The organism is Helicobacter sp. 10-6591, from assembly GCF_003288805.1.
Taxonomy (GTDB): Bacteria; Campylobacterota; Campylobacteria; order Campylobacterales; family Helicobacteraceae; genus Helicobacter_F.
The window spans coordinates 21109-46170 of the sequence record NZ_NHYK01000007.1; the positions used below are offsets into that span (position 1 = coordinate 21109).

Consider the following 25062-nt stretch of genomic DNA (forward strand, 5'->3'; position numbering starts at 1 on the left):
TTATCAGACACCATAAATAAACATGTGTAAAAAACATAAAACTTTATTAGTATATACTAAAGTTTTATAATATAATCCAGCTCAAATTATTTTTGGCTAGGAGCAAAAAATGGCAAAAAGTTTATATGAGACACTAGAGATTCCAGAAAATGCAAGCCTTGATGAGATCAAAAAAGCCTATCGTAAGCTTGCACGCAAATACCATCCAGATATCAATAAAGAAGCAGGAGCGGAAGAAAAATTCAAAGAAATCAACGCAGCTTATGAAGTCTTAAGCGACGCAGACAAAAAAGCGCAGTACGATAGATTCGGCGATTCTATGTTTGGCGGGCAGAATTTCCATGATTTCACACGCTCACAAGGAAATGTGAATCTTGATGATTTGATGGCACATATCTTTGGGCAAGGTGGATTTGGCGCGGGCAAAAGTGCTAATTTTGGCTTTGGATCATCAGGCTTTGGGAGCAGTTTTAGCTTTGGGGGTTTTGGTGAGCAGCCAATAGATAATGACATACACGAAAGTATCACGATTCCATTTGAAAGCACATTGCTTGAAGGCAGTAGCTACCACTACAAAGGCAAAGGTGGTGAGTTTAATATCAAAATACCTCAAGGCACGCGTAATAACGATACTATCCGCCTCAAAGGCAAGGGCAAAGCTTCAAAATTTGGCACAGGCGATTTATTATTGAAAGTCCAAGTAGCACAAAATCCAGAATACGAAATACAAAACGATGATTTGATAAAAACCTTCAATCTCCCGCTCAAGCTCGCACTATTTGGTGGCAAATACAAGATTGCGACTTTACACAGAGAGCTCACTCTCACAATCCCACCCAATACAAAAAATGGACAAAGATTCCGCATCAAAGAACTAGGACTAAAAAACCGTAAGACAGAAAACACAGGTGATTTGTATCTGCGTGCAAATATAATCTTGCCAAAACTAGAAGACCTAAGCCAATCCCTACGAGATGAGCTAGAGAAAGGCTTAAGCCAGACACTTTAGACACTTATTTCACGACAAGGAGAAAATATGTACAGCTATGATGAACCCGTATATCTTATTAGTGTAGTAGCCAAGATTTTACAGATCCACCCCCAGACCTTACGACAATACGAAAAAGAAGGCCTCATAGTCCCCGGTCGCACAGATGGCAAGATGCGTCTGTATTCCCAACGCGATATTGACAAGATTAAGACTATTTTGCGCCTCACAAGAGAAATGGGTGTAAATCTTGCGGGAGTAGATATCATTTTGCGTCTCAAAGAACGTCTTGATGAGCAAGATATCATCATCGATGAGTTCAGAGGCAAGGCGCAAAATTCTGTCAAAGTGAAACAAAGCTCATACGAAGTCATTCTTTTCAAAAAATAATGCGTAATCTCAGTTCGTTATTGCGCCCAAAGAGTTTGGAGGAATTTATCGGGCAGCAGCATATCATTGGCGCAAACGCCCCCTTATATAAGAATCTCTCCAACCCTCCCCATTGTATATTTTATGGACCTCCAGGCTGTGGCAAGACAACCCTTGCCCAGCTTATTTGTACAGACCTAAAACGCGAAATCGGCTATTTTAATGCGGCCACCTTCAAGCTAGAAGAACTCAAAAGCTTTGTTGCACACTATGAAGATTCCTTGCTCAAAGCAGCGGTATTCATTGATGAAATCCATAGACTGAACAAACCACAGCAAGAATTCCTACTTCCAATCATGGAAAAGGGTGAGATTATAGTCTTTGCAGCCAGTACACACAATCCTTTTTATGCACTCACAAATGCTTTCCGCTCGCGCGCCTTTGCATTTGAGTTCAAACCTCTCAATACTAGAGACTTAGAATGTATCTTAGATAGAGCCTTAAGTCTATACCCAAAACCTCTTAGTTTTGAATGTAGAGACTACCTGATAGAATCAAGCGCCGGAGATGCAAGAGCGTTACTAAACCTCCTTGATTGCGTGCTTGATTTAGACACAATCACCCTAGATAGCCTCAAAGCCTTGCGTCCTTGTGTATTGCACGATGGAGTAAGCCATCCAGACACACACTACAACCTTATCTCAGCTCTCATAAAATCCATTCGCGGAAGCGATGTGAATGCCGCTCTGTATTATCTTGCCCGTCTGATTGAAGCTGGGGAGAGTGCAGAATTTATCGCCAGACGTCTTGTGATTCTCTCAAGCGAAGACATTGGCAACGCAAACCCAAATGCCCTCAATCTCGCTACCTCTACTCTCCTAAGCGTAAGCAAAATAGGCTACCCAGAATCCCGTATTATCCTCGCCCAATGCGTGATTTTTCTCTCTGCCTGCCCAAAGTCAAACACCGCATACAAAGCCATAAACAAAGCACTAGAGTTTGTAAGACATGCCAAAGACTTGCCAATCCCGCCAAATATCTTGCCACATGCCAAAGACTATCTCTATCCACACGATTTTGGCGGATATGTAACACAACAATATTTAGCCCAAAATCTCGAGTTTTTTGAACCCACCCAAAAAGGCTTTGAAAAGACTCTATCCCAATGGCTAGACAAGATTACACAAGAGGCTGCAAACTAAGAACCTGATTATGAGGAGCGCAAATGATACTCAGTATAGAATCAAGCTGCGATGATACTTCCTTAGCACTCACAGACATTAGCACTTATAAGCTCCTTTTCCACACCAAACTTTCACAAGACTCCTCCCACCAGCCATTTGGCGGTGTCGTCCCAGAGATAGCCTCCCGCCTACACGCCCAAAACCTCCCCTTACTGCTAGGTAAGCTCAAATCCTTCCTGCTAGATTCCCAAATCTCTACAGACACCTCCCCTTTTGCTCCAATCAAAGCCATCGCGGTTACAAACCGCCCCGGCTTAAGTATCACACTTAGCGAAGGTGTGTGTATGGCAAATGCACTAAGCCTCTCTCTCAAGGTCCCAGTACTTTATCTCAACCACCTCAAAGGACATATTTACTCGCTTTTTATAGGCAAGCCAGCCACCACCGCAAAACTTGGCATCCTGCTTGTAAGCGGTGGGCATACGCAGCTACTCCTCATGCAAGACTCCTCTCATATAGCACTTATCGCACAAACTTTAGATGATAGCTTTGGAGAGAGCTTTGATAAAGCCGCCAAAATGCTCAATCTCAGCTATCCTGGTGGCCCCATCATCGAGCAGCTGGCACGACAAAACTCCCAAGAGCTCATTCCCTTGCCCCTGCCACTGGCCCATGATAAGAGTCTTCATTTCAGTTTTTCGGGATTAAAAAATGCCCTTCGCCTCAAGATACAAGCTTACAAGCAGGCCCACAATCGCACCACTCTAAGCCAAGAAGATTCCCAAGACCTAAGCTTCATGACACAGATATGCGCGAGCTTCCAGAATATAGCTTGCGCGCATATTCTTGATAAGACACAAAAATTTTTTGAGCAATATGATTTTGAGCTATTTGGTGTTGTAGGTGGAGCAAGCGCGAATCTTTTCCTGCGTGAAAAGCTCCAAGAGCTCTGCACAAGATTTGGTAGATCTATCCTTTATGCAGATCTTGACTTCTGCCAAGATAATGCCGCGATGATAGGTAGGCTGGCTATAGAGCAATACCACTGCGCCAAAGACTTTAAGGGAGTGAGTGATGTTATTTATCCCAAAAGCCTGCAAGATGATTTTATTCTCTAATTATCCTGTCTCTACACCCTACCTTGCTTTTTAAAAACGAATTTTTTGTATCAGATAGAAAAACTTTATTCCTAAGTTTGTCTCAACCATAGCAGCTTTGTCTTTTTGTCTCTCAAGTGCAGTAGCTCATCATCTAGTATCGCTGAGCAATCACAAGGTAACAATAACAGCAACATCGACTTAGTACTAAAAAATAGCGACTCTATCGAAGTGTTGATTGAAGCCAAAAAGCATCAGAGTGCTGAAATGTTTAGCGCGCAAAATGTCAATTGCAAGGCGTTGCATGAATGCATTTTCTACTATTTTCGCGAGCGCGAAAACAAGCGGCTCATAAATACCAGCATTAAATTTCTTATAATCACTGATTTTTATCAATTCTACATTTTCAAAGCCAGCGAGTTTGATAGGCTTTTTTATAAAAACACGCATTTTAAAAAACTCTATAAAAACTTCACAGATAAAAACTCACTTTTCAAAGGCAACACAGAGAAATTTTATAACGAATGCAAGAAGATTCTAGACTCGCCTGAGTATTTAGATTCTATCATCGCTTTAGTCGAGGAGATTTCAGAATCTAAGGCACAAGATTCCACCGCCGACACAAGCTACCAAGAATCCAAAATCGATACCCTCGTCTATAAACTCTACGATTTAACAGCCGATGAGATACAAATCATAGAATCTTAAAAACTTCATTTATTATAATGCTAGGATTTAAACTTAAGGAGCGACTATGACCTTGGTTATCGAAAATGCAAGTGAAAAATTCTTACCCCTTTTTCAGGAAGTAGCTAAACTTGACAAGGCAAAGATTACCATAGCAGAAGAAGATAAAGACATTACTCAAGCAATTATTGAGCGCAAAAGCCCCAAGTTTAAAAAGTTTATCCGTGAGTATGAAAAGGACAAACGTGCAAAAAAACTAAAGACTTATGCGAATTTTGACGCGTTTTTGCAGGATTTATAATGTATGGCTTTCGCCCTTCTTCTCGTTTTAAGACACAATTTAAGAAATTAAGCAATGTTGATAAAGCCCTGACAAGAGATGTGATTGAGAGATTGTTATCAGGTGAGAATCTAGAGCCAAAGCATAATGACCATGCACTTAAAGGTGAATTTAAGGATTTTAGGGAGTGTCATATCAAGCCTGATTTGCTGTTAATTTATCAAAAAGATGAACGGGTTTTAGTTCTTGTTTGCATTGCCATAGGTAGCCATAGTAGCTTGTTTGGATAAGGTATAAACGCATAATGGCATAGAATCTAAGGCTTGTAAGGATTCTCACAAATGCTAACGCATCGCCTCGCAATGACAGCGATTTAGAATCTCGTCTAGATTCTCTTATTTACCAAGCCTATGGATTATAATGAAAATGAAATACGTTTAATCGAATCTGAATTTAGCAATAAAGAGAGAGAACAGAAATAATTGATAAAATTTATCAATTATGGCAAGGTTTTGCACGAGATTCTAAAGCTACCCAAAGTTTGGTTAAAGCCTCTCTTACATTAGCAGATACTTTAGCCCCTGAATATAAGCCGCAATATCAAGGGAAGATTATATGGAATAGAATTTCAAGTGAGCTTTGCTTTTCTTATGATGAGGCGGGGCATTATATTTTAGACTCTGTGTTAAGCGGCGGACATGAAATAACGATAACAGACACCAAAGAGCTAGAATCTAAAATCGATTTTCTAGTCTATAAACTCTACCACCTAGCTAAAGATGAAATAAAAATCATAGAGGGAAAATAATGGAATACAATGAACAATTAAAAGATTATGGAATCCTTGCCACAAATACTGAAAACAAAATAGAAGATAATAAGATAATCATAGAATTTGCCCAAATAGATAGAATAGACCTTAAAAGACTTCAAGAGAAAAAAATAAAAGAGATTCGTATCTATGGAAGTGAAATACAATATATAGATTTTACTGAAGACACTACGATAGATATAGATTTTGGATGTTGCAATTTCAAAAATCAAGTTATTGCTAGAGAATGTAATTTTAATAATACAATTGCATTTACTCAATGTATATTTGAAACCAAAGTAGATTTTTCTGGTGCAACTTTTAATTGTCAAACTACTTTTTTAAACTCCATATTCAAAGCCGAAGCAAGATTTATAAAAACTCAATTCCTAGCAGAGCAAAGTGATAATAATAAAATAGCAGAAAATGATTTTAGAGAAACTATCTTTGAGGGAAATGCATCTTTTGATAATGCAGAGTTTAAGGGAAGAGTAGATTTTAGAATCTCAAGATTCAAAGCCGAAGCAAGATTTATAGAAACTAAATTTTCAGCAGAACAAGGCAATGGTGAAATAATAGAAAATAATTTTAGACAATCTATCTTTGAGGGAAATGCATATTTTAACAACATTGCCTTTCAAGGAAGAGTTAGTTTTAAATTTTCAAGTTTTATGAAAGAAACATTGTTTATCGACACAAATACACAAAATTGCATATTTGACTATACAGAATTCAATAAAACAAAATTTATTAAAAAAGATTACAAAAATGCAGAAACCTATACTTTTAAAAATTCAACATTCAAAGATACATTAAGCTTTGAAAATACAAATATTAACAAGTTAGAATTTGATAATGTAGTATTTAATGGCATTGTAACTTTTAATGAGGCAAACTTTAGTAATAAACCAAGCTTTACAAATAATAAGACAAACTCCAATAAACCAAGCTTTACAAACTGCACCTTTTCTAATCAATTTAACATAGAGCATGAACACATACAATACAGGTATGAAGACATAGAAAAGATAATAGAAGAAAAAATAGAAAGAATAGAAAAATATAAAAGCTTATTAAACTATAGAGATTTATTTAGAAAGCTAAAGAGCAATCGCATAGCACATCATAATCTAATCGATGCTTCCGAGCTACACTCACAAGAACTCTACGCTAGAGAACTAGAGCTAAAATATAAAGATAAAAAAACCATAAAAGAACATATAGAAAAATGGCAATTATGGTTTTATTACAAACTTTGTGATCATCACACAGACTTGGTGTTAAATCTCAAATGGCTTGTTTATACTATTGCCCTGTATGTTTTGCTTTTGGGCAAGATACCTTGTGTATATCCTGTAGCAATACCTGTCTTTTGTGTCTATGTCTATATGCGTGGATTCAAAAATGTATGGCTCACTGTCTCACTAGCAATAGTTTTTATAACGATTTTGGATACACCAAAAATCATTCTTGGCATTTCAAATTTATTTGAAAAAGATTTGAATCCATGGCAAAACTTTATAACAACTCTATATGTTATAGCTATCGGTTTGGTGCTTTTCTCTCTCCAAAAAACCGCACGCAAAAACTCCATAGTGCCAAACTAGAAAGGATATAAAAATGCAAGGAATTAGCTATATGATAGATTCTACAAACAAAGCCACAGACACCAAAGAGCCAGAATCTAAAATCGATTTTCTAGTCTATAAACTCTACAACCTAGCTAAAGATGAAATAAAAATCATAGAGGGGAAATAAAGGAACAATAAAATCAAGCAATAAGGTAGATACAGTCTATCTCTTTACAGATGAAAAAACAAAAAATGGGAAAACTACTAAAGGTGGACAAACTGTTGTCAGAAATTTCACTAATAATGGCACTATAGAATCTAAAAATGACCATGCTGCTTTAAGACTCCAAGGTGCTAAGATTGAGACATTTAAAAATGAAAGTGGCAAGCTTATTTCAGCGACTGGAAATGTGGTTGCAATAAAGATTGAAAGCAATAAGACTAAGGATAATGCCAATGGCTATAATGGAAGTATTGGCACTTTTATCAATGAGGGGACTATAAAGGCAAAAGGTCAAGGCATAGGACTCACCAATGCTACTATTACAAACTTTACAAACTCTGGAACGATTTCAGCAGCTGGTCAAGGGGCTGTATCCTTGGCTCATGCTACTATCACAAGCTTTGAAAACAAAGGATTGATAGAGAATACAAGTAGTAATGGCAACTTAAATAATGGAACTGTACATGCAGCAATCTATCTTCATGAAGCTGGCAATACTACAATCAAAAGCTTTGATAATCAAGGAACTATCAAAGGTGGAAACTATGTGTGCTTTTTATGACTATCCCTTGCGCATTCAGATATTAACGCTCCCCTTTGCATATGAGTTTGGTTAAAAATGAAAAATATTTGACAATGCATTTTGCAGCGACACTACGGTAAGTTCTGCTAAGATTCGGACTCACAAAACATTGCAAGGAGTAAGTATGGCGACAAAACATTCTTTTCAAACTGAAATCACACAGCTTCTGGATCTTATGATTCATTCGCTGTACTCGAATAAAGAGATTTTCTTACGAGAGCTTATCAGTAATGCTTCGGATGCGCTTGATAAGCTTTCTTATCTTACATTGACTGATGAGAAACTTAAGAAGATTGCATTTTCACCGCGTATTGATATTAGTTTCGATGAGAAAAAGGGCACTATCACTATAAACGATAATGGCATAGGCATGAATGAGGCAGACTTGAAAGAAAATCTAGGTGTGATTGCTAAGTCTGGGACAAAGAGCTTCTTATCCCAACTTAGTGGTGACAAGAAAAAAGATAGTGCGCTTATTGGGCAGTTTGGCGTGGGGTTTTACTCAGCTTTTATGGTAGCAAGTCGTGTGGTCGTGCAAAGCAAGAAAGCAGGAGAAGATAAGGCGTATGCATGGGTAAGTGAAGGCAAGGGGGAATATGAGATAGGAGAGTGTGTCCAGGAAGAATCTGGCACACAAATCACACTCTATCTGAAAGATGATGAGAAGCATTTCGCTAGTAGGTGGGAGATAGAAAATATCGTAAATAAATACTCTCAACATATTGGATTTCCCATTTTCCTACACTACAAAGAGCTTGCGGATGAGGAAGGAGACAAGAAAGATTCTAAAAAAGAAGTGGATCAGATCAAGCAGATAAACTCTGCAAAAGCCTTATGGAGCTTGCCTAAAGCTTCACTCAAAGCTGAGGACTATAAAGAGTTTTATAAAAGCTTTGCACATGATAATACAGAGCCACTAAGATGGGTGCATACAAAAGTAGAGGGGAATTTGGAATATACAACACTCTTTTATTTTCCTAAAAAAGCACCTTTTGATTTGTATCGGGTTGATTACCAGAGTGGCGTGAAGCTGTATGTAAAGCGCGTCTTTATCACCGATGATGACAAGGAGCTTTTGCCTACATATTTGCGCTTTGTTCGTGGAGTGGTTGATTCTAGTGATTTGCCATTGAATGTCAGCAGGGAAATCCTGCAGCAAAACAAGATCCTTGCAAATATCAAATCCGCTTCGACAAAAAAGATTCTCTCAGAGATTGCTTCAATGGCAAAAGATGAGAATCTGTACAAGGAATTTTACGGAGAGTTTGGCAAGGTACTTAAAGAGGGGTTATATAGTGATTATGAAAACAAAGAGAAGCTGCTAGAGCTTTTACGCTTTGAGAGTAATAAGGGGGAATTTGTCTCGCTGAAGCAGTATAAAGATCGCATGCCGAAGGAACAAAAGAGCATTTACTATCTCTTGGGAGAGAATAAAGAAGTGCTTAAAAACTCGCCGTTGCTAGAGAAATTCCAAAACAAAGGCTTTGAGGTGCTGCTTCTAAGCGATGAGATTGATGGTATGGTGATACCAATGCTTGGGGAATATGAAAAAATATCATTAAAAAATATCAGCTCTAAAGAAGTGCTAGGCGAGTTGGGAGATGAGGGTGTGAGTGAAGAAATAAAAAAGGAGTTTGAGGAGATTGTAAAAGACTTCAAAGAAACTCTGGGGGATAAAGTCAATGAAATTTCGCTTACTGGTCTTATGCAAACCAGCGCGATAAGCCTTATCAAGCAGAATGATAATCCGATGATGGCGCAACTCTTCACACAAATGGGACAAAAAATGCCAGCGACAAAACCTGATATAGAGCTGAATGTCAACCACAAGATTTTCCAGAAACTAAAAAACCACAAGGATAAGGCGAAAATAGCGCAAGTGGCGAATCTACTCTTTGATAGTGCACTCATTGAGCAAGGAGAGAATGTGGTAGATAGTAAAGAATTTACACAGAATCTCAGCGATGTGATAATCCAGTGGCTTGAGTAATTCGCTTTTAAGTTTATGTTTGATAGTTTTCGCGGCATATACAAATGTCTAAATATTATAATTAACTTTAAATCTTCAAGGATATTCCATGCATATAAAGATACCTGTCTTGTCGATAGCTTCTTGTATCGCGCTAAGCAGTGTCTATGCAGATACTTTTGAAAACAAACATTCACATGACATTATCAATACAAAAGCCGCGTGGGATAGTGGAATAAATGGCAAGGGCGTCTCCATTGGCATTGTCGATACAGTGATAAATAAGGAGCATATTCTCTTAAACAATAAGATACTTGATCAAAAGATTTACAAAGACAACACAACAAATCGAGAACATACACCTGTATTTACGGATTGCGAGCGTCAGACTTGTGATACTCATGGAACGCATACAGCAGGTATTGCTATAGGGAAATTCGAGAAAACATATCAGGGTGGCACAAATTTCTTTGGTGTAGCTTATGAAGCAGAGGCATATAGTCTAGGGGCAATCCATAGTGGTGGCCGCAAACAACCGCAACCTATGGCACTTTATGATTATTTCAAAGATAAAAAAGAAGTGAAAGTTTTAAATAATAGCTGGGGGAGTAATATTTACCCACTTATAAATTCCAGTTTAACTGAAACAACAACAGGCGAATACATACTTCAAACTTCTCAAGAAACACTAAAAGATAATTCACCCTCAACACTTCTTAAAACTATATCAACTTATTGGAAGGGCTCTGCTGATTGTCAAACATGCAATACAACAAATGAAGCCGAACTTATGAGACTTGCTAGCCAAAAGCAAGTTTTGAGTGTTTTTGCTGCTGGTAATGAAGGTATGGTCAGCCCTAATATACAGTCTGTCCTACCTCGTTATGATGAAAATCTTAAGGCGTGGATTTCTGTAGGTGCATTTGATCCAGAAAATGTGAATAAAGACCAATATGGAAATCTTGATTTTAAAAATAAAAATGCGTTAGCAACATTTTCAAATGCATTTTACGGTGCAGAAACATGGGGGATTCTCTCCCCTGGTGTTAAAATAAATTCTGCAAATGCAGCTATAAATGACAACTACAAACAAAACTCTGGTACCTCAATGGCCGCGCCATTTGTAAGTGGTGCTGCGGCTTTGGTGGCACAGAAGTTTCCTGACCTGAATGGACGGCAGATAGCTGATGTACTTTTAAGTACGGCAAATAAAAATATCAAACTCCCTAACGTAATTGTGAAAGATACTTACAATAAAAAATACACGATTATTTTTATTGATGATGGAGCTGACAAAAAGGGCTTGGTAAAAAAAGATAAAAAAGAAATCATTCGACAACTTAAAAATGCTGGTTACACAAGTGATGCAGATAAGATTGTCGCGAATATTATGAAAACTCCTGAAGGTAGAGATTCTGTATATGTATTAGGCAAAGAATCTGTGATAGGACAAGGGGTATTGGATATACAAAAAGCTCTCAAGGGTATAGCAGTGCTAGATGCAAATCGTCTCACACAAGGTGATATTTACACACTCACAGAAAATAACACAAAGCTTGTATTATGGGATTTCCAGAAAGCAAAACAAGACCCAACAAAATTCAAATTTAGCAAAAATGAACATGCACTTTATACATTGTCAGTTAGTGACAATAAAGAAATGTTGTTTAGTAATGATATAAGCCAACGGAAATGGGATAAATCTTTGCATTTTGATAAGGGTAATTTAGAGAGTTCTCCAAATCAACTTGCAAATCCAATGACTCATTTTGATGGGGTGGGTTTGCTAAAAAAGGGCGATGGCAAGCTTATTTTAAGCGGACAAAATACCTATACAGGACTTACGTTTATAGAATCCGGTACTCTGGCTTTAATGAGTGAATCAGAATATAATGCACTCAAAAACCACAATACATCTAAGAATAATCCCCTTATCCCCAACACACTAAGTGTGCAAACAAGTGCTATCAGTGCTCATATAGAGCAGAAAGCAGAAAATATTCACAAACCAAGTCTCGCTGGAAGTGTCCTCGTAGCACAGAATGGAACACTTTCAGGGAGTGGGAAAATTGGACAAAATTTAGATAATCAAGGCAATGTCCAGGTTGGAAATCTCATACCTGCAAGCGGTGTGGGGGGCGAAAATAACAATCTAGAAGTAGGTGGCACTTATACACAGAGAAAAAATGCATCGCTTAGTCTTGTCTTTGGTGAAAGTGCGAATGCTAAACTTATAGCAAGCGGATACAAGATTGAGGGTGGGAATCTAAAATTTATCCCACAAAAGAATACTTTCTTCAATATCAACGGTGACAAAAAGATCAATATAGACTTGGGTGATATACCCATGCATAGTTTTTCAAACGTAGAAACAAACCAACAAAATACCTCTTTGAGATTTCTCTTTGATGTGAAAACTAGTGCTATAACCCCTGTATTAAATACAGAAGCTTATATGACCAGTAATACAACCTCCTCTTTTACCAATGCACTTAAGACTGTGAGGGCAAAGCAAGACTTATCACAAAATTACAAAGATTTTTTTGGGGAATTAGATTCTATGATGTTATCGAGCGCTGTGTATAAGGATTCGATAGAGCAGGTGCAAGGTGGCGCTCATCTGCTAGCTACAAATGAGGTTTTGAATATACAAAAGCGTATGCTTAATGAATTTTATAATCTGCCTACACACAATTCTATAGCTCCGCTTGCAAGCATTACAGGTGGTTCTTACCAAGCATATAATGCAGGTAGCAAGATGACTTTTGTAAGCGAACAAAAAGATACTTTTGTGTGGAAGGGACTTTTTAATGCGGGCTATCTCAATACCAATAATAAACTGCTCCATATAAACAGCGGGTATATTGGTTCAAGTTTGGGATTAAATGCTTATTTTGGGAATCTTGAAGGTTTTGCAGGTACAAATCTAGCATTTGGACAAAACTCATACACTGGACAAATATCGCAATTCTCTGTAAGGGGTAACTACACTGACATAATACTAGGTGTACAGACTGGGGCCAAATACAATATCCATCTCACTCCCACCTTTACACTTTCTCCCTTGGCTTATCTTTCATTCATACATGTACATACTACTGCCTTCAAGGAAAAGTCTTTGATATTTGCAAAATCTTTTGGTGCGAGCGGACAAAATATGCTAGGCGCAAATATCGGACTTGCACTCAATATAGCTCTGAAAAATGGACTAAGATTTGATATTTTGAGCGTGTATGAAAATATTGTGAATGCAAATACTCTCAGCGCCAATGCACGTTTTGTTGATTTTGATGAGAGTTTTAATATCCTCAAACCACTTACTGCCCAATCTCTACGTAGTGCTATCAATATGGGATTTGTACATGATTCTGCAAAATCAGATTCTAAGGTTACTTTAGGAGTGTTTCACGCAGTGACTAATCAAACCAATAGCATTGGAGTCCAAGTAGGCTTTCTCTTACGCTTTGGAGAAAAGTCTAGCCAAGAACCCCAAGAATCTGATAGTGATTTATAATCTAGATTCTATTAATCTCACAATCTCATCTGACCCATCAGATGAGATACTTTCACATAGTTTCTTTGATATGTGCTCAATATTTTTGATTCCATCAGCACTACTGTCTAAAAAACCCAAAAATTCTAAAATACTAGCCTCTAATTCTCCTATATTTTGAGATTCTCTACAAAGCCCTGCGAGATTTCTCTCCTTAAACCACAGGGCATTAAAATACTGGTGATCTTTATGAGCATATGGATAAGGGACAAAAAAGCAAGGCAGTCCATTAGCACAACTCTCCCATACACTAGAAGCTCCAGCCCGCGAGATACATACATCACTTTGGATTAACTTTTCAATAAGATTGTGGGAAAAATCAAAAAATTCTATTTTTTCTAATATTCCAGCCTCTTTGTATGCTATTTCTACTCGCTTGGCGTCAGCTTTGCCACATTGATGGATAACCTTCAAACCACTTTCTAAAAATTTTGGTGCTAATGCTAAAGCCAAATTGTTGATTGTTTTTGCTCCTTGAGATCCACCGAGAAATAAAATGGTTTTTATCTCTTTGCGTATGCGGGCGTATGCGAAAAATTCCGCCCGTATCGGATAAGCACATTGCACAAAATTCTTGCTCTTGTGAGGGAATGCACCAAAGACATTCTTTGCAAATGGTCTTAGAATCTTATTGAGCGTACCAAAAGACGCATTTTGTTCATGGATAAAGAGGGGGATTTTCAGAGTGAGTGCAGCTATGCTAGCTCCTGCTGCGCTAAATCCCCCCACACTTATCACGGCATTTGCATTGTGCTGTCTGCAAATTTTTCTTGCATCAATACATGCTTTATAGGCCTTATACAATGCCTTGATTTTGGCAAACCCCTTTTTATTCACCACCCCCGTAGAATCCAAAAAATATACATTCTCAAAAATTTCACTATTTGCAAACCACAATCTATCTTGTCCGATATTTGAGCCAATGTATATGCAAGGTATGTTTTTGGTATGCAAGGTAGTGGCTAACACCTTAGCAATCGCTAGATGTCCTCCTGTCCCCCCGCCAGTAATAACAAACATCAATGTGTATGCCCGGTATGGTGCGTTTTAGAATCATGCGCATCAATTTGGCAGCATAATGGCACTTCTTTGGTTGTTTTTAATCCTAAAGCTTTCCATGCGCCAAATCCCCCGACCAAGCGATAAAGATTAGTATAGCCCTCATGTTGCGCCCAAAGAATAGCCGTATGAGCACTACCAGCAGGGGCAAAAATATCCTCGCCTTCATCATAAAATACAATCTTTACGTTCTTATCCTCACCTAAAAATTCCAAAAACTTCTCTTTACTCTGTCCTTTGGCATCCTCCTTCCAGTTCCACTCGCTACCATCTGTATTGGCGCTTAAAGATTTTGTAAACTCAAAATGCATAGCATTTGGGATAAGCCCTAGATTATAAATCCCTCTTGGGAGAGTGGCAATCACAATAAATCCATCGAATGCTCTCTCTAAACTTCTAGAATCTATAAGCTGATAATTATATAGCTGCGCGCGCTGTATAAGTGCCATAGCTTCCTCTTTTGCCTTAGAGATTCCCGGATCTTGAGAATCTAGCATCTGCTTTGTTTGGAGCTGCAAATACACGGAATCTAATGTTAGAAAATGATTATTTGCTGGCTTATCGCACCCGCTAAAGATTAGCGCAACAATCACAAAAATAATTTTTTTCATTTATGCTCTTAAAGTATCAAGCTGGCTTGATACCTTGTTTTTCTTGGTCTTAGCATTTTGCAACGCAGATCTAGTCTGCTCCAAAATATTTGCAGGGGCATTTTTAAGAAAGTTTGGATTTTCTAACTGCATAGAAAGCTTCTCTATTTCTTTGCTAAGCTTAGCTTCCAGTCCTTTTAAGCGCGCAATGATTCCATCCAAATCAATACCATCTAGCTGCACAAAACACTCACACCATTGGCCTACATCTCCGACACTTCGGATATTCTCAGGCTTAGAATCTACAAGTTTAATCTCCTGCACTCGCGCAAGCTTACACACAAAGTCTCGCATTAATGCATAATCCACTTTTCTATCAAGAACGACATAAGCACATGCAATAGGTGTATTTCCTATTTCTAGCGTAGCTTTTATACGCCTAAGAGTGGTAATAGCGTCTTTGATTCTCTCAAATTCTGCTTGTAAATCCTCTGTCTGCAAGCACTCTCTAGAGACGATTGGAAATTCTGCAATCATTATGGAATCATCTGTCTCTATACTACTGCCATTAAGCATATGCCACAAACTATCACTTAAAAATGGCATAAAAGGATGCAAGAGTTTGAGTGCTTGCTTAAAAATCGCACCAAGCTCAAAAATAGCTTCTTTTTTTGCTTTGGCAAATTCTATCCCCCAGTCACAAAATTCATCCCACAAAAAGTGCTCAAGCACATTGCAGGCTTCATTGAAACGATAAGAATCAAGAGCATTACGTAATTGCTGTGTTGTGAGATGTAAGCGCGCATTCAGATAAATACCAAGCGGATGTGTAAAATCACTCAAATCCGCAAAATATGGAGAATCTGCCCGCAATTGCTTTGCATAAAGCAACAAGAATTGTGCGGCATTGTAAATTTTATTGGCAAAGTTTTTACTCAAATCAAGCTGGGAATAAGAGAGCTTGATATCGCGTCCTTGCACACAAAGACTAGCCAGACAATAACGCAAACAATCAGCACCATAATTCTTGATAATTTCTAGTGGGTCAATCACATTGCCTCGTGATTTGCTCATTTTATTGCCAAATTCATCGCGTACAAGTGCATGCAAATAAATATGTCTAAAAGGTAGTTTCTTTAGTAGAGATTCTCCACTCAAGAGCATTCGTGCCACCCAAAAAAACAAAATGTCAAAACCTGTGATAAGTAAAGAGTTTGGATAAAACCGTTGCAAGTCATCTGCTTCATAGAGATTTGTTTGGGTGTCTGTGCCATTCCCCCATCCAAGTGTGCTAAATGCCCATAACCCAGAGCTAAACCAAGTATCAAGTACATCAGGATCTTGCGTCTTAATCACGCGCGAGCATTTGGGGCATGTCGGATAGTCATGCTCGCTAGCGACTTTTTCGCCGCATTCGCAATACCACACTGGGATTCTATGCCCCCACCAGAGCTGCCTGCTAATACACCAATCTCTTAAGTCATTCATCCAAGCATTGTAATTATTAAGCCAAGTAGAAGGGAAAAACTTCACTTCCCCATCATTGACACTTTTTATTGCATTCAAAGCAACTTCTTTTTTGACAAACCATTGCTTTGAGATATAAGGCTCTATGATGTTCCCACAACGATAGCACTTGCCAACTTGGTGTGTGTAGGATTCTATTTTCTCTACAAATCCGAGATTTTGTAATTTTGCAATTATTGCATCCCGTGATTCTAAGCGTTCTAATCCTTTAAATTCGCCTGCAAGAGAGTTTAAAATGCCTTTTTCATCAAATACAACAAGGAAGGGCAAATTATGCTTTTTGGCTACTTCATAATCATTACTATCATGTGCTGGCGTTACTTTGACACAACCCGTGCCAAACTCCATATCCACTGAAGAATCTGCAATGATTGGAATCTCGCGCTCACTTAATGGTAGAAGTACACTTTTCCCTACAAGGTGTTTATAGCGCTCATCATGAGGATTTACCATCACCGCAGTATCGCCAAAGAATGTTTCAGGACGCGTAGTAGCTACTACTATGTATTCCCCATTGCTTTGCGCGATGGGATACTTAAGATAATACAAGCTACCTTCATTCTCTTCGTATTCGACTTCTATATCGCTCAATGCACCATCGTGGCTACACCAATTAATCATATAGGAATCTTGCACAATCAAACCCTGAGAAAACCACTCTACAAATGCTTTTTTGACGGCATTTTGCAGTCCTTCATCCATCGTAAAACGCAATCTACTCCAAGCAGGGCTTATCCCTAAAGTGCGCATTTGCTGCAGAATCTTGCCTCCAGATTCTTCTTTCCACTCCCATACTTTCTGGATAAATTTTTCTCGGTCAAGTTCTTGTTTGCTAATACCTTGTGTAAGCAATTGCTTTTCTACAATATTTTGGGTTGCGATTCCTGCGTGATCCATTCCGGGCTGATAGAGTGTCGCATAGCCATCCATTCGCTTATAGCGAGCGATGATATCTTGCAGGCTTAAAGTAAGTGCATGTCCTATGTGTAATACCCCAGTAACATTTGGGGGTGGCATCATGATGCAGAAATTTTTTTCTTTATTTCTATTGACTTCAAAGTAACCACGAGATTCACAAATCTTATAAATCTCAGATTCTATCGCGGCGGGATTGTAGCTTTTTTTTTCTTGTGGGGTTTGTGGGGTATTAGCAGAATCTTCGAGTCCCTGCGAGGAGTCTGATTTCGTATCCATCAAATAAACCTTAAAGTTACTTTGTTTATAATTGCGCGATTATAGCTAAAATCAAGGAGTTTCCATGACCTACGAGGTGAAATCACCAATCCTAGGATTTGAGAATATTACGAAGGTTGTGTTGCAACCAATCGATGAAGCTTTTTATAAGCTCGATGCACTTGATGGCAATATGCAACTCATACTCATCAATCCCTACACTATCCTTAAGGAATACAATTTCACAATCCCCACTGCCCTGCAGCTTATGCTTGAAATAGAAGAAGGCAAAGATAAGGTAGAAGTGTATTGTGTACTTGTCGTACAAAGCCCAATAGAAGAATCTCAAGTAAGCCTGTTGTCTCCAATCGTAATCAATCCAAACAAAAACTATATAGCTCAAGTGCCGCTAAGTATTAAGGATTATCCTAATTTTGGTGTTACAAAGCCTATCAAAGAATTTCTACCCAAAGAGCTTTTAGAATCTCTGCAGTAAATGGCACAATCCCAGCTCAATCTTGAACAAAAGGCTGCTGCAAGTGCCCCGAGTGGTTACAACCTTATCATAGCCTCAGCTGGCACTGGGAAGACATCTACGATTGTAGGCAGAATCTCTCACTTACTCCACAATGGAGTTTCTCCTCACAAAATCCTACTCCTAACCTTCACCAACAAAGCGAGTCAAGAGATGATAGAGCGAGTAGCGAGATTCTTTAATCCGCAAATTGCTCAAAATATAGAATCTGGGACTTTTCATGCGGTAGCCTATCGCTATGTCAAGCAACACACAAATATCCGACTTAAACAACCAAAAGAATTAAAAATGCTTTTTAGGAGCGTGTATGAAAAAAGAGTATTTCTCAATCGCTCAAACCAACCGCCTTACTCAGCACAATATCTTTATGACATATATTCTCTCTTCTTAAATAGTGGCTGCAAAGATGGGTTTACCAAATGGATAATCCAAAAGACGCCTACACAAGAAATCTATACAGAGATTTATGAAGATGTGTTGCAGGAATTTAAGGAACTTAAAAAATTGCACAATTATGCTGACTACAATGATCTCTTGCTACTTTACAAAGAAGAGATAAGCAAGAATCCACCAAATTTTGCTGAAGTACTATGCGATGAATACCAAGACACAAATCCCTTGCAAGATTCTATCTTGAAGGCACTCAATCCAAAAAGTTTATTTTGTGTAGGAGATTATGATCAAAGCATTTATGCGTTTAATGGCGCAGATATTAGCATTATCAGTAATTTTATTCAGACTTATCCCAATGCAAGAGTGTTTAGCCTTAGTAAAAATTACAGATCAAGCCAACAAATTCTCTCTCTGGCAAATGAGGTAATACAGCACAATCAAAGAATCTATCCAAAAAAACTTGAGGTGATAAAGCAAGGAAATTTTTCCGCTCCAAAACTCTTAGGCTTTGATGAGCTTTTTTTGCAATACCAAGGCATAGCGCAGCACATCGCTCATAGTAATTGTAAGCATACTGAGACAGCTATAATTTTCCGAAACAACTCAAGTGCTGATGGAATCGAAGCTAGCTTAAGAACACTCAATATTCCTTGCAAACGCAAGGGAAGCTCGAGTTTTTTCGAAAGCAAAGAAGTGGTTCTCATGCTTGATCTTTGCACGATTCTCACCCATCCAAGCGATATGATGGCCTATATCAACGTATTGAGTTATGGCAAAGGCATTGGCTCATCAATGGCAAAAGATCTGTTTGAATCTTTTGTAAGGCTTGGTAATGGCATAGCATTACAAGGTGTTTTTGAACCAAATAGCACAATACCTGCATACGAAAAGAAGAGCAAAAACACACAACTAGGACTTTTTGATGATTTCTTTAACTTGCAAGCAAAGGAACGTTTTGATTCTATATTGCATGCAGGTTTTGCTTCACATCCTATTTTTGAACATCCAAAATTGAATCTCCAAAGCGCAGAGTTTTTGAATGAGTTTTATATCCTGCTCCATACGAACAAAACTCTCACGATTCCAAAGCATTTGATAATGCAAATTGCCAAAAGTGAATTTTTTCAGAAAATAACCCAAAACATCGCCAAGGAACGCGCCAAAAACAAGGATGGCAATATAGATTCCCAGAGATTGCAAAAGGCACAAGAAAATATCAAGCGTAAAATCATGCTTTTGTATGATCTCTCTTGTAACTACCAAGATATGCGCGCATTTTTGAATGCAATGGTACTCATCTCGACAGAAGCAAGCGAAGGCAGTGGTATCAATCTCTTAAGCGTGCATGCAAGTAAGGGTTTAGAGTTTAAAAATGTGTATGTAGTAGATCTTATGGAAGGAAGATTCCCCAATCTTAAGCTTGTTACTAAAGGTGGGAGTATCGAAGAGGAGCGAAGATTGTTTTATGTAGCAGTGACAAGAGCAAAAGAAAACCTCATTCTTTCATATGCCACAAAAGACATGATAAAAAATATTGAGTATACACCTTCACGTTTTTTGTATGAGGCGAAATTACTTGCAAACTAGGCGATGTGATAGCTTTGTCCCTTGACAAAACAAGGCAAAATCACTAAAATTGCTGCCTTGTGCGGACATCAACTTATTTTAAAATGCTTTAATGACCCGTTAGCTCAGCTGGTAGAGCAATTCCCTTTTAAGGAATGGGCCGTTGGTTCGAATCCAACACGGGTCACCACTATCCCATCAAATCATATATTTATATTATGCAAAGATTGATTTTGGATTAAGATTAAGTGGCCCCGTCATCTAGTGGTTAGGATACCACCCTTTCACGGTGGCTACAGGGGTTCGAGTCCCCTCGGGGTCACCACTTTGTCTATTTATTGAAAGTGGTCGCTTAGCTCAGTTGGTAGAGCGCCACCCTTACAAGGTGGATGTCATAAGTTCGAGTCTTATAGCGACCACCATTATCTGGAGCGGTAGTTCAGCTGGTTAGAATACCTGCCTGTCACGCAGGGGGTCGCGGGTTCGAGCCCCGTCCGTTCCGCCACTCTTGGAATATCCCCCAACACACTTCTTATTTATCAGTTATTTCGATTACTTCTCATAGGACTTTATAAAGCAGTTAGATTAAGATTAAAAAAGCAAGAAAGAAAAAGATGAGTGGTGGCTTGAGGCGGAATCGAACCACCGACACGAAGATTTTCAGTCTTCTGCTCTACCGACTGAGCTATCAAGCCAAAGATGGGGATTATATCTGGTAATGCTTAAAAACACACTTAAAAAGGAGGAATTAGTTATCGGTTTGTTCCACGCTAGCTTGCTCGAAGTTTGCCATGAGATCTGCTGGGATTTTGTTTTTAAAATTTTCAATAGAAAAATACACACCTTGTTTTTGTGCTTCCTCAAGGAGTCCAAATGCTTTGTGAATATTTGTCGAGCTTCCTCCAACATGGGATTCAAAAAGACAATTGATTACTGCCAACGCATAAGCACCCTTTTTGGCGTCATCATGAGCTGAATGTGGGTTAGTCATAAAAGAGATATATTCTATGAGCGATTCATCAAATCTCCAATGATTAAATAAAAATCCCAAAAATGAAAGAGAATCTACCCCGCAGCACTCCTCTTCTACTAAACTTATATTTGTAAAGTTCTGCTTTTTAAGTTTTTGTAAAAACTCCTCATCCTTACCCAAAACGCGCAAAGAATTCGAAAATAAAATCACACCGAGTCGCAAAAGCATAGCGCAAGGCACAAGCATCTGAGATAACTTCTTATCTTCTTCGCCTAACCAGTCAGCTACGAAGTTTGCCTCTCTAGCACATGTATTCATAAATTCACCAGTATCAATTCCATAAGGAGAAACATCGATACGAAAAACATTCTTGATGGAATTTGCAATCGTGATATTTTTCACATTACTTACGCCTAATAGAGAAACAACTTGCTGGATTGTCGAAACCTCGCGGGAAAGCCCATAAAAAGGGGAATTAGCTAATCGTAGTAACTCAGCAGTCAAAAGTGGATCTTCCTGTATTATGGCTGCTACTTTTGTGATATCAACATCAGCACCCACAGAATCTATATAATCACGTAATTTCACAACTGTCGCTGGTAATGGTGGAAGATTATCAATCGTTCTAAACAACACTTCATTCATTGCTATAAACCTGATTACTAAAATGCGCTCATTATATCAAAATCGCTCTGTGTTTTGTTTTGAGAACAAAATAGCTTCCAATAAAACACACAAAAAAAATAGTTAAAAGTGCGAGAAAATGTGGAGCAATATCTGAAAAGCTCGCACCCATTTGATTGAGGTTAATAAATCCCTTAATTCCATGGTACGCGGGGATAAAATAACTCAGATTCCTCAAAAATGCAGGCAAAAGTTCGCTTGGCCAAATAAAACCCATGATAAAAACAAGTGGCATAGAGGAGATAAAAACAATTTGTGTTGGAAGGCTTTCATCTTTTAAACACACCCCAAGAAATATCCCACACATTGCACAGCAAAAAATAAACATAAGTGCGAAACACCAAAAATCACTCGCACTCGCATGGATATTCACTCCAAAAAGCACAAACAATACGCCAAAATAAAACAAAAACCACACACAATAAATACTGCTAAAAGCCAAAACTCTTGCCAATATAAGAGAGCTTATATTGCAACGCAAAAAATATGGCACATCAGTATTTGTGTATAAATCTTTTGGAATTTTAAGATTCACTGAGATTCTATTCTGATAAGCACCTAGAATCGCACTGCCTCCAATAAGCGTTTGGTGTAATATAAACACAAGCACAGCAGCAAGAGCATAATTGATATATCCAAGGCTTGGATTAAAAAGTGCTATTGGCTCATAAGAAATAACATCCAATGATAAGGCATCCGGATTTGCTTGACTAGAAATCTTATGAGCCAATTCATCTATGGCACTGTGGATTCCTTCAATTATCGCACCATAAATCAAAAAGTATGACGCATTCCCCATATACGAAACTATACTTCCAACACCCATATACGCACTGGATTCAAAACCTTTTGGGATAAATAAAATGCCTTGAGCTTGAAAATTTTCGATAATTGTTTGTGCTTTATACAGAGAATCCACTTCCTCAAAAAGTGTGATTTGCGGACTTGCACCAACCAAAAAAACCAATTCTCTTGAAAGAGTGCTTTTATCCTCATCAACAATGAGCAATTTTTGGGAGAGCACATTATCATTAAGATAAGGCATTGGATATAAGATTCCATACACCATAGAGCCTACAATGATTACAACCACAACAATTTTATTGCTAAAAATTGCCCTGTATTCCGCTAGAAGAATTTCTAAAAACCTCATTGATTTCTCCTTAGCGCATATATTCCAGCTCCAAGTACAAAGAACAGAACAAAAAAGAGCATGCTACCTAGAATCTTGAACCCAAGCTCCAAAGAACCACCATAGTTTGCCTGTTGGACATACAAGTCCATAAAAGATGATATTGGCAAGAATTTACTCCACATCAGCGCTAGGAAATTCATGGAATTTTGCGGATAGGTAACGCCAGCAAATGCTAGACTAGGAGCTGTATAAACGGCAATAACCCCTATGCTTTTGCGCATATCCTGCAACAATGATTGGATAAAAACCACCACACCATTTACGCCTAAGATCAACACCAAAAGACCCAAAATCAAAAGTCCTAGATTGCCTCGAGATTGATAACCTAAAACTTTCAAAAACACCAACATACAAATTCCCCAAAACAAAAACATACCAGAATTAAAGCAGTAGCGAATAATTAGACTTTTGCTTGAGTTCGGAGGAAAACGCAGTAATCCTATCATTCCTAATGCACTAAGAATCTGCAGCATACAAGGCAATAAAAGCACGAGCAAAAATTGTGCATAGTTGCTATTGGCGTTATAAAGAGGCGTAATCTGCGAAAAAATAGGCATTGCTTTAGCTTTTGCAAGCTGCATATCTTGGCTGCTGATGAGATTTTTTCCAACCATGGCTTTCGCATTTAATGTACTTACAACTTGCAAAAATGCTGAGTTCAATGACTTGCCAATAAGCACGTATTGCGCATTGTAATAAAAGGCGAGTTTGGCTCCTATGCCTAATTTGATATTGCGCTCATAGTTATATGGAATAACGATAAGTGCATAAATCTTAGCAGTACTAAGATCAATCTTTGCTGCATGGATAGAATCATATTCACGCACGATTTGCATGCCAGGAGAAGCATTTACGCTGAAAATCACTTCGTCGCTTAAAGTGGATTTATCTAAATTCACCACACCAATCGGAAGATTTCTAGGCAAAGATGCACTAAAGACTGCATAAATAAACCAAGCAATCAAAAGTGGCAGCACAAAATAAATGAGGAATAAAATAGAGCGCTTGCTAAGGAAAAGCCAAATTTGGTGTATTTTATTGTTTGTCTTAAAGAGATTCAATCAAGCACCTATTGTTACAACCGCACTCATTCCAACCTTAAAATCACCATTATTTTCTAATGGAACAGCTTCTATCTCAAAACTACGCAAATCATAGCCTTTGGAGTTTGAAGTAGCCCTCCAAGTAGCAAAATCTCCCATCACAGAAACATAACGCACTTTAAATTTTATCTCTTTATGTAAAGCAGGAATAAAGGCGCTAAATTCATTGTCAATCTGAAAATTTTGCAAATATTCTTCGCTCACATTTAAGCGTAACCATACATCTTTGGTATCTACAAGCATAACCACAGGGAATCCCGTAGGGCTAAGTTCTCCTTCACTCAACAATATATTTGACACTTCACCACTAGCTGGCGCATAGGCTTGTATGTCTTTAATGTAGGCCTCAACTTCATTGAGCTGACCACTCGCAGCAATTTCCTTTTGTTTTGCTGCTTCTTTTGTTTCTTTGCTTGCACCATCAAGAGCGATTTTGTATTGTTGCAAGGCAGCATTTTCATTGAATTTAGCATTTTGGAACGCAGTGAATGCTTCATCTCTACGTTGCAAACTTGCAACGCCATTTTTATACAAATCTTCTATCCTCTTGTATGTATTTTCAGCGAGCTCACGCATTGCCCTTGCGCTATTGTACATATCACGAGCAGAGATTATGCTTTCTACTCGAGCCCCTTTGTGTGCCTCATCTGATAGTGCTTTTGCGGCTTCATAGCCTGCTTGGGCTTGGGTAAGTTTTGCTTCGAGCTCAGGAGATTCTATTGTGAAAACCAAATCTCCTTTTTGCACCAAATCTCCCTTTTTGACAAGCATAGAACCGATACGCCCGGCAATTTTTGAACTCACCTTATATTCTCTTGCTTGAATCTGTCCTTGCAATATTTGGGGTTTTGGAGTATACGCTTTATAAAAGCTCATCACAAGCCAAACAACTAGTACAGCTACTACAATTGCTACAAAACCAATCTCAAACTGCTTTTTCATGCCTATT

21 protein-coding genes, 5 tRNA genes and 1 pseudogene are annotated in these 25062 nt (G+C 38.3%); 19 read left to right on the forward strand and 8 right to left on the reverse strand.

Annotated features, from left to right (window positions below):
• Positions 1–109: 109 nt before the first annotated feature.
• The 13 genes and pseudogenes from CCY97_RS03330 to CCY97_RS03385 all read left to right on the forward strand — a co-directional run bounded on the left by CCY97_RS03330 (position 110) and on the right by CCY97_RS03385 (position 13276).
• Positions 110–1009, forward strand: coding sequence for a DnaJ C-terminal domain-containing protein (locus CCY97_RS03330; RefSeq protein WP_112064084.1), 900 nt, complete (start codon positions 110–112; stop codon positions 1007–1009).
• A 27-nt stretch (positions 1010–1036) separates the two neighbouring features.
• Positions 1037–1378, forward strand: a complete 342-nt coding sequence (locus CCY97_RS03335; protein ID WP_112064085.1) for a helix-turn-helix transcriptional regulator — start codon at positions 1037–1039, stop codon at positions 1376–1378.
• The gene (locus CCY97_RS03340) at positions 1378–2559 is read left to right on the forward strand and encodes a replication-associated recombination protein A (RefSeq protein WP_112064086.1); all 1182 of its coding nucleotides are present in this window, start codon (positions 1378–1380) and stop codon (positions 2557–2559) included. Before CCY97_RS03335 ends, CCY97_RS03340 begins: the two co-directional genes overlap by 1 nt.
• 23 nt (positions 2560–2582) lie before the next feature.
• Positions 2583–3659, forward strand: coding sequence for a tRNA (adenosine(37)-N6)-threonylcarbamoyltransferase complex transferase subunit TsaD (gene tsaD / locus CCY97_RS03345; RefSeq protein WP_112064087.1), 1077 nt, complete (start codon positions 2583–2585; stop codon positions 3657–3659).
• A 165-nt stretch (positions 3660–3824) separates the two neighbouring features.
• Positions 3825–4205: pseudogene (locus tag CCY97_RS03350) on the forward strand (hypothetical protein); the annotation flags it as partial.
• 187 nt (positions 4206–4392) lie between these two features.
• Entirely contained in the window at positions 4393–4626 is a 234-nt protein-coding gene (locus tag CCY97_RS03355) for a hypothetical protein (protein WP_112064089.1), read from the forward strand.
• A complete protein-coding gene (locus CCY97_RS03360) occupies positions 4626–4895 on the forward strand; it encodes a type II toxin-antitoxin system YafQ family toxin (protein ID WP_112064090.1) in 270 nt (89 codons plus the stop codon). The genes CCY97_RS03355 and CCY97_RS03360 overlap by 1 nt, the downstream gene beginning before the upstream one ends.
• A gap of 251 nt (positions 4896–5146) precedes the next feature.
• Positions 5147–5413, forward strand: coding sequence for a hypothetical protein (locus CCY97_RS03365; RefSeq protein WP_112064091.1), 267 nt, complete (start codon positions 5147–5149; stop codon positions 5411–5413).
• Positions 5413–7023: a pentapeptide repeat-containing protein gene (locus CCY97_RS03370; RefSeq protein WP_112064092.1), complete on the forward strand. Its 1611-nt coding sequence runs from the start codon at positions 5413–5415 to the stop codon at positions 7021–7023. Before CCY97_RS03365 ends, CCY97_RS03370 begins: the two co-directional genes overlap by 1 nt.
• Positions 7024–7036: 13 nt before the next feature.
• Positions 7037–7174, forward strand: coding sequence for a hypothetical protein (locus CCY97_RS08205; RefSeq protein WP_181562801.1), 138 nt, complete (start codon positions 7037–7039; stop codon positions 7172–7174).
• Positions 7175–7397: 223 nt separating this feature from the next.
• Positions 7398–7772, forward strand: coding sequence for a hypothetical protein (locus CCY97_RS03375; RefSeq protein WP_112064093.1), 375 nt, complete (start codon positions 7398–7400; stop codon positions 7770–7772).
• A 145-nt stretch (positions 7773–7917) separates the two neighbouring features.
• On the forward strand, positions 7918–9783 hold the full coding sequence (gene htpG / locus CCY97_RS03380) for a molecular chaperone HtpG (protein ID WP_112064094.1): 1866 nt from the start codon (positions 7918–7920) through the stop codon (positions 9781–9783).
• Positions 9784–9871: 88 nt separating this feature from the next.
• Positions 9872–13276, forward strand: a complete 3405-nt coding sequence (locus CCY97_RS03385) for a S8 family serine peptidase (RefSeq protein WP_112064095.1) — start codon at positions 9872–9874, stop codon at positions 13274–13276.
• Here the strand turns inward: CCY97_RS03385 and CCY97_RS03390 are convergent.
• The 3 genes from CCY97_RS03390 to CCY97_RS03400 are packed head-to-tail and all read right to left on the reverse strand — an operon-like array spanning position 13271 to position 17685.
• Positions 13271–14335 carry a UDP-N-acetylglucosamine--N-acetylmuramyl-(pentapeptide) pyrophosphoryl-undecaprenol N-acetylglucosamine transferase gene (locus CCY97_RS03390; RefSeq protein ID WP_112064096.1) on the reverse strand — a complete coding sequence of 355 codons (1065 nt, stop codon included), beginning with the start codon at positions 14333–14335 and terminating at the stop codon, positions 13271–13273. The two genes, CCY97_RS03385 and CCY97_RS03390, sit on opposite strands and share 6 nt — an antisense overlap.
• Complete coding sequence (locus CCY97_RS03395; RefSeq protein WP_112064097.1) at positions 14335–14985, reverse strand: rhodanese-like domain-containing protein; 651 nt, start codon at positions 14983–14985, stop codon at positions 14335–14337. Before CCY97_RS03395 ends, CCY97_RS03390 begins: the two co-directional genes overlap by 1 nt.
• Complete coding sequence (locus CCY97_RS03400; RefSeq protein ID WP_112064098.1) at positions 14986–17685, reverse strand: valine--tRNA ligase; 2700 nt, start codon at positions 17683–17685, stop codon at positions 14986–14988. It lies immediately after the preceding gene.
• Between the two features lie 64 nt (positions 17686–17749).
• On the opposite strand from CCY97_RS03400, the gene fliW reads away from it, so the two are divergent.
• The 6 genes from fliW to CCY97_RS03430 all read left to right on the forward strand — a co-directional run bounded on the left by fliW (position 17750) and on the right by CCY97_RS03430 (position 20663).
• On the forward strand, positions 17750–18160 hold the full coding sequence (gene fliW / locus CCY97_RS03405; RefSeq protein WP_112064099.1) for a flagellar assembly protein FliW: 411 nt from the start codon (positions 17750–17752) through the stop codon (positions 18158–18160).
• Positions 18161–20179 carry an ATP-dependent helicase gene (locus CCY97_RS03410; RefSeq protein WP_112064100.1) on the forward strand — a complete coding sequence of 673 codons (2019 nt, stop codon included), beginning with the start codon at positions 18161–18163 and terminating at the stop codon, positions 20177–20179.
• Positions 20180–20272: 93 nt separating this feature from the next.
• Positions 20273–20348, forward strand: a tRNA-Lys gene (locus CCY97_RS03415).
• Positions 20349–20408: 60 nt separating this feature from the next.
• A tRNA-Glu gene (locus tag CCY97_RS03420) sits at positions 20409–20483 on the forward strand.
• A 21-nt stretch (positions 20484–20504) separates the two neighbouring features.
• A tRNA-Val gene (locus CCY97_RS03425) sits at positions 20505–20580 on the forward strand.
• A 6-nt stretch (positions 20581–20586) separates the two neighbouring features.
• Positions 20587–20663, forward strand: a tRNA-Asp gene (locus CCY97_RS03430).
• Positions 20664–20777: 114 nt separating this feature from the next.
• On the opposite strand, the gene CCY97_RS03435 is transcribed toward CCY97_RS03430, so the two are convergent.
• The 5 genes from CCY97_RS03435 to CCY97_RS03455 form a co-directional block, all read right to left on the reverse strand.
• Positions 20778–20853 (reverse strand) — tRNA-Phe (locus tag CCY97_RS03435).
• Positions 20854–20906: 53 nt separating this feature from the next.
• Positions 20907–21776, reverse strand: coding sequence for an HDOD domain-containing protein (locus CCY97_RS03440; protein WP_112064101.1), 870 nt, complete (start codon positions 21774–21776; stop codon positions 20907–20909).
• A gap of 31 nt (positions 21777–21807) precedes the next feature.
• A complete protein-coding gene (locus CCY97_RS03445) occupies positions 21808–22968 on the reverse strand; it encodes an ABC transporter permease (RefSeq protein ID WP_112064102.1) in 1161 nt (386 codons plus the stop codon).
• Entirely contained in the window at positions 22965–24071 is a 1107-nt protein-coding gene (locus CCY97_RS03450; protein ID WP_112064103.1) for an ABC transporter permease, read from the reverse strand. The genes CCY97_RS03445 and CCY97_RS03450 overlap by 4 nt, the downstream gene beginning before the upstream one ends.
• Positions 24072–25055, reverse strand: coding sequence for a biotin/lipoyl-binding protein (locus tag CCY97_RS03455; protein ID WP_112064104.1), 984 nt, complete (start codon positions 25053–25055; stop codon positions 24072–24074).
• Between the last annotated feature and the right edge of the window lie 7 nt (positions 25056–25062).

Coding starts and splice junctions, on each gene's coding strand:
- CCY97_RS03440 (WP_112064101.1), bottom strand. CDS start 21,776: ATGAATGAAGTGTTGTTTAGAACGATTGATAATCTTCCACCATTACCA.
- CCY97_RS03400 (WP_112064098.1), bottom strand. CDS start 17,685: ATGGATACGAAATCAGACTCCTCGCAGGGACTCGAAGATTCTGCTAAT.
- CCY97_RS08205 (WP_181562801.1), top strand. CDS start 7,037: ATGCAAGGAATTAGCTATATGATAGATTCTACAAACAAAGCCACAGAC.
- CCY97_RS03445 (WP_112064102.1), bottom strand. CDS start 22,968: ATGAGGTTTTTAGAAATTCTTCTAGCGGAATACAGGGCAATTTTTAGC.
- CCY97_RS03385 (WP_112064095.1), top strand. CDS start 9,872: ATGCATATAAAGATACCTGTCTTGTCGATAGCTTCTTGTATCGCGCTA.
- CCY97_RS03360 (WP_112064090.1), top strand. CDS start 4,626: ATGTATGGCTTTCGCCCTTCTTCTCGTTTTAAGACACAATTTAAGAAA.
- CCY97_RS03340 (WP_112064086.1), top strand. CDS start 1,378: ATGCGTAATCTCAGTTCGTTATTGCGCCCAAAGAGTTTGGAGGAATTT.
- CCY97_RS03390 (WP_112064096.1), bottom strand. CDS start 14,335: ATGTTTGTTATTACTGGCGGGGGGACAGGAGGACATCTAGCGATTGCT.
- htpG (WP_112064094.1), top strand. CDS start 7,918: ATGGCGACAAAACATTCTTTTCAAACTGAAATCACACAGCTTCTGGAT.
- CCY97_RS03370 (WP_112064092.1), top strand. CDS start 5,413: ATGGAATACAATGAACAATTAAAAGATTATGGAATCCTTGCCACAAAT.
- CCY97_RS03395 (WP_112064097.1), bottom strand. CDS start 14,985: ATGAAAAAAATTATTTTTGTGATTGTTGCGCTAATCTTTAGCGGGTGC.
- CCY97_RS03455 (WP_112064104.1), bottom strand. CDS start 25,055: ATGAAAAAGCAGTTTGAGATTGGTTTTGTAGCAATTGTAGTAGCTGTA.
- CCY97_RS03355 (WP_112064089.1), top strand. CDS start 4,393: ATGACCTTGGTTATCGAAAATGCAAGTGAAAAATTCTTACCCCTTTTT.
- tsaD (WP_112064087.1), top strand. CDS start 2,583: ATGATACTCAGTATAGAATCAAGCTGCGATGATACTTCCTTAGCACTC.
- CCY97_RS03410 (WP_112064100.1), top strand. CDS start 18,161: ATGGCACAATCCCAGCTCAATCTTGAACAAAAGGCTGCTGCAAGTGCC.
- fliW (WP_112064099.1), top strand. CDS start 17,750: ATGACCTACGAGGTGAAATCACCAATCCTAGGATTTGAGAATATTACG.
- CCY97_RS03335 (WP_112064085.1), top strand. CDS start 1,037: ATGTACAGCTATGATGAACCCGTATATCTTATTAGTGTAGTAGCCAAG.
- CCY97_RS03330 (WP_112064084.1), top strand. CDS start 110: ATGGCAAAAAGTTTATATGAGACACTAGAGATTCCAGAAAATGCAAGC.